The 6,540-nt window shown below is 62.2% G+C and carries 4 protein-coding genes and 2 pseudogenes (2 of these 6 cut by a window edge); all 6 read right to left on the reverse strand.

What is annotated here, in order from left to right:
- A pseudogene (locus A2X88_03775) lies at positions 1-379 on the reverse strand (hypothetical protein); it reaches 881 nt to the left of the window's first position.
- A 2-nt stretch (positions 380-381) separates the two neighbouring features.
- Positions 382-1,362 (reverse strand): cyclic pyranopterin phosphate synthase MoaA, encoded by a 981-nt coding sequence (locus A2X88_03780; protein ID OGP34381.1) that lies wholly within the window; start codon positions 1,360-1,362, stop codon positions 382-384.
- The gene (locus A2X88_03785) at positions 1,359-2,048 is read right to left on the reverse strand and encodes a hypothetical protein (GenBank protein OGP34382.1); all 690 of its coding nucleotides are present in this window, start codon (positions 2,046-2,048) and stop codon (positions 1,359-1,361) included. The genes A2X88_03780 and A2X88_03785 overlap by 4 nt, the downstream gene beginning before the upstream one ends.
- A 26-nt stretch (positions 2,049-2,074) precedes the next feature.
- On the reverse strand, positions 2,075-2,824 hold the full coding sequence (locus A2X88_03790) for a 4Fe-4S ferredoxin (GenBank protein OGP34383.1): 750 nt from the start codon (positions 2,822-2,824) through the stop codon (positions 2,075-2,077).
- Between the two features lie 14 nt (positions 2,825-2,838).
- Positions 2,839-5,373, reverse strand: a complete 2,535-nt coding sequence (locus tag A2X88_03795; protein ID OGP34384.1) for a dehydrogenase — start codon at positions 5,371-5,373, stop codon at positions 2,839-2,841.
- 260 nt (positions 5,374-5,633) lie between these two features.
- Positions 5,634-6,540: pseudogene (locus A2X88_03800) on the reverse strand (hypothetical protein); it runs 269 nt beyond the window's last position.

Here is a 6,540-nt window from a genome sequence, read left to right on the forward strand (position 1 = left end):
GGAGGACCCCCAACCCGAGCTGGATGCCCCGGACGATGGGACGAGTGAACGCCATCCGCAGCAGTTTGCTCAGGTTGAAGCAGGAGATCCCTGCGAAAAGGAGGCCCATCAGGAGGGCGACGGCCGCGATGTCGCCCGGCGTAGCCGCCAGGGCGATGGCGAGGGCCGACGTGGCCTTCAGCGGCTGTACCGGGACGGGAATCCTGAAATAGAGCCCCGCGGCGATGTAGAGAAGGCCCGCCGCCAGGAAGATGGACGTGGCGTTCACCCCGTTGACGACGATCAGGCCCACGGCCAGGGGGAGAAAGGTTGCCAGATCCCCCAGCGACCCCGAGATCTCGTTCAGGTCGAGCCGGAGCGTTCGCCCCCGAATTCGCACCGTCAGCCCCCCACCGCCGACATGGCGAACGCCTTCGCGCCGAACCCGTCGGGGCAGAGGGGGTGGCGATCCGGCTTTGCCCGCACGACTTCGAGCAGGGCCCTTCGCAGTCCCTTCGCGTCCCCATTCCGCAGAAACGGCTTCAGGTCGACGTCCTGCCGGGAGAAGAGGCACCCCTTTGCGACGCCTGACGATGTCACCCGGATCCGGTTGCAGTCCTCGCAGAAGTGGCACGATATCGGGGTGATGACCCCCACCGCTCCGGCGCCCCCTTCGATCCGGAAATACCGGGCCGGCCCCCCGAGCTCCTCCTTTTCCATCGGGTCCAGCCGGTACCGTTTCGAGAGCCGGTCGAGGATCTCCTCTCCCGGGACGGTGATCCCTCGGGCACAGCCTCCGGAGGCGGCCGGCATGTACTCGATGAAGCGGACCCGGATCGGACGGTCGCGGGTCAGGGCGGCGAATTCCTCGACCTCGTCCTCGTTGACCCCCCGCATCACGACCGTGTTGATCTTGACCCGGTGGAAACCGCATCCCTGCGCCCTCTCGATCCCCGCGAGGACCCTGGACAGATCGCCGCCACCGGTGATTCGGGCGAACCGGTCCGCCCGGAGCGAATCGAGACTCACGTTGATGCTTTCCACGCCGGCTTCCCGGAGGCCCGGCGCCGATTCCGCGAGCCTCAGGCCGTTCGTGGTGAGGACCAGCTTCGCAAGACCGGGGATCGCCGAAAGACGGGAGAGAAGCCGCAGGATCCCGTGCCGTACGAGCGGTTCCCCTCCCGTGACCCGGATCTTCTCGATCCCCAGATCCACGGAGGTCCGGGCGATGAGCAGAAGTGCCTCGTCGGAGAGGAGGTCCCGCCCCTCCGGTCCGCCACCGGCGCCTTGCGGTCTGCAGTAGCCGCAGCGGAGGTCGCACCGGCCGGTGACCGAGAGCCGAAGGTAGTTGATTCTTCTTCCAAAGAGGTCGATAACGCTCATGCCCGATTCTTCGCCCCGTACTTCGTGCCGAGCGTGTCCGCCCTCTCGGGGAGGGTCCCCGGGACGGGGGTCTTCGCGATAAAGGTCGACAAACTCATTGCAAGCAGCGTATAGAACTCATGTTCGGACGCCGTTCTGATCCTGTCGACAAAAGGCTCTATCCATGGCCGCAGGTATTTCTCGTGGAACTCCCGCTGCATTTCCAGGTACCCGAACGCCTTTTCCCGATCGCCCGTGCGGAGGGCCTGAAGCTCCCTTGCGATGAGGAAATACATGAATTCGAGCTCCGCGGCGATATGATCGGGAGCGTCCAGGAAATCGCTGCTCAGGTCCAAACCGGCTCTTTGGTACATCCTCAGCACCTCCATCGTCGAGTCACCCATCAATCGTTTCTGGGATTCCAGATAGAGGGATCCATACGGAGGCGCCTGCAATTTGAAGGGGCCGACAAACAGCTTTGCATGGGCGACGGCAAGCTCTACGTCCGCCGCCTGTGCGAGTGTTCCGGCCATGCCCTCTGCATGGGGCACGGCTTCGGGGCAAACCGCTCCGAGCAGACGAGAGAGGTTTTCCAACAACTCTTCCTCGAGGAGCAGGTTCCTCTCGGGAGGATAAAAGCACGCCGCAAAAAGCCTGAAGCAATCCCCCCGTTGTTGCTCCACGGTGAGGAAATCCTTGCCGGCCATGGTCCGCCCTGCCCGCCCCCGGGTATCTACCCCTGCACCTTGAAGCTCCGAATGTAGAAAACATTTGGACTCGTGCCTTCCTCGGGCTTCAGCACCGCGGCCTTGTACTTGGTCAGGAGAATGGCGGGTTCGCTCTTCGGATCCTTGATGTCGCCGAAGATCCGTCCCCCCGAAGGACAGGAAACCACGCAGTATGGCATCTCGCCCTTCTTCACCCGATGGTCGCAGAAGATGCATTTTTCCACAACCCCCGCGCGCCGGGCATCACTGTAATCGGGATGGCCGTACCGGTTGCGATGGGGAGGAATCGATTTGGCCTGCTTGGCTACCTCGGCCCCGGAGGCCGTACCCGCAGCGATGATCTCGGAGCGATCCCGGTAAAAGGGATGCGTGTCCTTCTTGGGCTCGTTGAAGCTGAGGACGCTCCACTCGCCGATCTCCACGTTCTCCTTGCTGTAGGGGCATTCCCGCTGGCACGCGCGGTCACCGATGCAGCGTTCGTGATTGATCATGGTGATTCCGTCGGGCGTTTTGAACAGGGCCTCCACCGGGCACGCGCCGACGCACGGTGCATCCGTGCAGTGGTTGCAGAGCACCGGACGGGTGGTATGCATCACATTGGGGAACAACCCTTCCTCTTCATACAGGAATCCGGCCCAATTGAAGGACTGGCCGTCCTGCCTGTTCTGGGTGTTGTTCTCCGTCTTGCAGGCAATGGCGCACGCACCGCAGCCGCAGCACTTCTGAAGGTCGATCACCATCGCATACTGGGTCATCTGCTGTCCCTCCCTTAGGCCTTCTCGATCTTTACGCCGGTGAATCCGCCGTTGCGGGCGGTTGAGCCGCTCAGGCGGTCATAATCGTCCGGCAGGAGTTCGTTGTTGTTGCCGCCCCGGGCCTGGAATTTCGCGTAATCCTTGGCGGCCACGCGGCCATAGGCCCAGTGCCCCTGGCCATAGCACTTGGCCACGGTGCCGGGACGGACCCCTTGCCACAGCCTGGCTGTGGCGAGGATGGATCCGGTAGGGGAGGTCAGGCGGATCTTGTCACCGTCCCGGATCCCCAGCCTGGATGCGTCCGCCGGGTGGATCTTGGCGACGTCGTCCCAGCTCCTGTCGCCGACGTCCACCCCCTTGAACTCGTGGTACCAGACGGTGTTCTGGCTGCGTCCCTCCCGGTTGAGGCGGGACTTGTAGTCGATGAAGGTGAAGGGATACTCCTGCTCGCTCCCCCAGCGCTTCGGCGACTCGTAGTGGGGGACGAAGGCCAGTTCGCCGCGGGCTTCGTAGCCGCTGACCTCCAGGATGTCGTCCACGGTGGTGTCGTGCTTCTTGGCGTGATCCCCGAAGGTCTTCTTCATCGTTTCGCTGTAGAACTCGAACTTCTTGGTTTCGGTCTTGAATTTGCCCCAGTTCTTCCTGTAGGGGTAGGTCTCGGTGTTGTAGATCCCCCGCTTGCGGAATTCGGCCCAGCCTGCGATCTGGTCGCCCTTCATCTTCTCCTTGCCGTCCCAGGCCTTCTGGCTGGAGATCTTGGCGGCGATTTCGGCAAACTCGGTGGCGGTGGCCGGTTTCTTCCCGGTTTCCGGATCCTGGAACGAGGCATAGTAGTCGTGCAGGTTGGAAAAGCCTCTGGCTTTGAGCTTCTCGGCCAATAACCACATCACCTCGGTCTCTTCGGACTTCACCTGCCAGAGCGTCCTGCCCGCCGGCTGCTGGATCGACATGTGCCCGTGAAGATTGGCCATGTTGGTGATGATGGAGAACTTCTCCATTGGGGCGAAGGTCGCGGGGAGCACGATGTCGGCGAACTGGGTCATCTCCGAGGCGTTGGTGACCATGTGCACGAAGAAGGGGATCTTCGCCATGGCCTTGTCCCAGCGGTCGGCCCCGGTGCAGGAGAAGTTGAAGTTGCTCCAGGAACTGATGAAGACCTTGATGGCGTCCGGATTCTTCAGTAGGCCGTTGGCCACGTTGTTGGTGACCACGCCGCTGCCCGCCTTCCCCCCCATCATCGCCGGCATGTCCTTGGCGCCGCGGCCGTCCAGTTTTTTCCCTTTGCCCGACTTCTTCGCAAGATCATCGATGAAATTGTCCTTGATTTCCGGGAATTTCGTGGTCGGCGCGCCGGAGCTTTGCATGACGCCCCCTTCGGTCTCGATGGACCCGAGGATGCCGTTCAGGGCGTAGACCGCCATGGAGGAATAGGTGCCGCGGGGGGTCATCGCCACCCCGGGGCCCATCCAGACGGCCGTGGCGGACCCGGCCTTGCCCATCGTACGGGCCACCCGGACAATCTGCTCCTCGGGGATCAGAGTCTTTTTGGCGGCCCAGGCCGGGGTCTTGTCCTTAAGTTCCAGATTCCACCACTTCACCACGCCATGCGTCTCTTTTTCTTCAAAGGAGGTCTCGTCGACCGCGGCGCCGGCCTTGAAGAGGTTCTTGCCTTCCTTGAAGTCGCCGACGAACTCCCTGCTCCACATCCCTTCCGTCATGATGACATGGGCAAAGGCGGCCGCCAGGGCGCCGTCTTCCCCCGGCTTGATCGGCAGCCACTCGGTGGCCTTGGCGCCAGAGGCGGAGAGACGGGGGTCGACGGCGATGATGGTGCCGCGGTCCAATATGTCGCCGAACTTGCCGATGGTGTTGGGTACCTGACGGTTCGAGCTCAAGGGGTCGCACCCCCAGATCACCAGGCACTTCGTCCTGGCCAGGTCGTAGTCGCGGTAGCCGAAAAAACCCTGTGTGTAGCCGGGGCCCATCTTCTCGGCCTCGGCGCAGATGGCGCTGTGGGAGAAGTAGTTGGGGGTGCCGAAGATTTTCGGCAAGGTTCCGTAGAGCAGATCGGTGGAGGTGGGAGAGTAGCGTCCTCGCATGTACATCAACTTCTCCGGCTCATGGGCCTTGCGCAGTTCCATCATCTTGTCGGAGATGGTGTTCAGCGCCTCGTCCCAGGTGATGGGGACGAACTTCGGGTCGATGCCGCGCCCCTTCAGGGGATTGGTTCGCTTCATGGGCACCTTGACCCGGTCGGGGTCGTACATCTGCTGGATCATCAGGTGACCGCGGGGACAGACAAAGCCTCCGTTGGCCTTGGAAAACCGGTTGCCCCGCACCTTGACGACCCGTTCCTCCTGGACGAAAAACTCCACGGGACACCAGGCGGTGCAGCCCTGGCATGTGGAGGGAATCCACGTTCCGGGGTACTCGCCGAGCACCTTCGGCTTGGTGCCCATGGCAAACGCATTCAGGGAATACATGCCCGCCGCTGCCATGGCCCCTGTCGTCGCCGTGACCTTCAGAAAATCCCTACGGCTGATTTTCATCCTTCACCTCCTGGATCAAGAATAGGAAATCGCTTTTTTGGCATCGCGTCGCAAATCACGTCCAGCAGGCCGAGATGACCACTTGATACCTCGACCCGCATCGGGCAGATGAACGCACATGCCGTGGGCGGTCGATCGGGATCACGACCCATCGACCGCACCCGCTCCATATTTTCCTGTAAACGGCAGTTGAACTCGACTGCCGTTTTTAGGATAAATGAACTGTATTGGGGCTAACCCCGCGGCCCGGCCTTTCTTCTTCAGAAGTAGAGTTGCCCCTGGAGCTGGAAGACGTTCTGCTTGTCGTCGTTGGCGAGGAATCCCTTCGCGTTCTTCTCGAACTCCGTCATCACGTAATTGGCGCTGAGCTTCACACTGTGCCCCTTGAGGTACCAGTTGATGCCCGCGGTGAGGGTCTTCTGCTCCGTATCCGTCTTGTTCGAGTCCTGTTCGTAGATCTCGTACCGGACGGCGGGCTCCACGTTCAGGTTCGGGAGGAAGTAGCCCACCTGGGCGTACCACCCCCTGGGCTCCTTGTCGGCCTTGGAGGGATCGCTGAAATCTTCCTTCCAGGCATTGTACTCCACCTGGGCGGTGAGGCCCTGCCAGTGCCCTGACAGGTCCAATCCCCAGAGAGTGCGGTCCTCCTCGAAGGAGTTCCCTGCGTACTCGATCCCGCCCTGGGCGGCCCAGTTCGCCCCCAGCGTCAGATGCTTTCCCTTGCCCAGGTGAGCGTCGCTCTTGCTATTCTCCACCCACCCCGGGGGGGAAAGCTCGACCCGAACGGCGTAGAGGAGGCCGGACTTGTGGATGGTGTTCCCGCTCACCGTGGCGCCGGGCTCCCACCCGTCCCCTGCGGCCAGGGAGTAGGCGAGGACTCCGTCCGCAACCTTCCCGTGGAGGAGGAGATGCGCCTGGTAATAGTCGTCGAAGAGTTTCTTCGTGTCCTCCGTCGAGGAGGGGCGCTCGATCAGAAGCTGCTTCGAGGAGGAGGAGAGGGAGACCCGGGAGTAGGGGAGCTTCGCCTTCCCGAACCGGACGGATAGGGGGTCCGCAATCTTGTAGTCCCCGTAGGCGTAGAGGATCTTCACCTCGTTGCTCGACTTCCCGGGCGCCTTGCTGTTCTTGTCGCCTTCGAACGTGAGGTTGTACTTCAGGTTCTTCACG

The organism is Deltaproteobacteria bacterium GWC2_65_14, from assembly GCA_001797615.1.
Classification (GTDB): Bacteria; Desulfobacterota; Deferrimicrobia; order Deferrimicrobiales; family Deferrimicrobiaceae; genus GWC2-65-14.

Coding starts and splice junctions, on each gene's coding strand:
- A2X88_03785 (OGP34382.1), bottom strand. CDS start 2,048: ATGGCCGGCAAGGATTTCCTCACCGTGGAGCAACAACGGGGGGATTGC.
- A2X88_03790 (OGP34383.1), bottom strand. CDS start 2,824: ATGACCCAGTATGCGATGGTGATCGACCTTCAGAAGTGCTGCGGCTGC.
- A2X88_03780 (OGP34381.1), bottom strand. CDS start 1,362: ATGAGCGTTATCGACCTCTTTGGAAGAAGAATCAACTACCTTCGGCTC.
- A2X88_03795 (OGP34384.1), bottom strand. CDS start 5,373: ATGAAAATCAGCCGTAGGGATTTTCTGAAGGTCACGGCGACGACAGGG.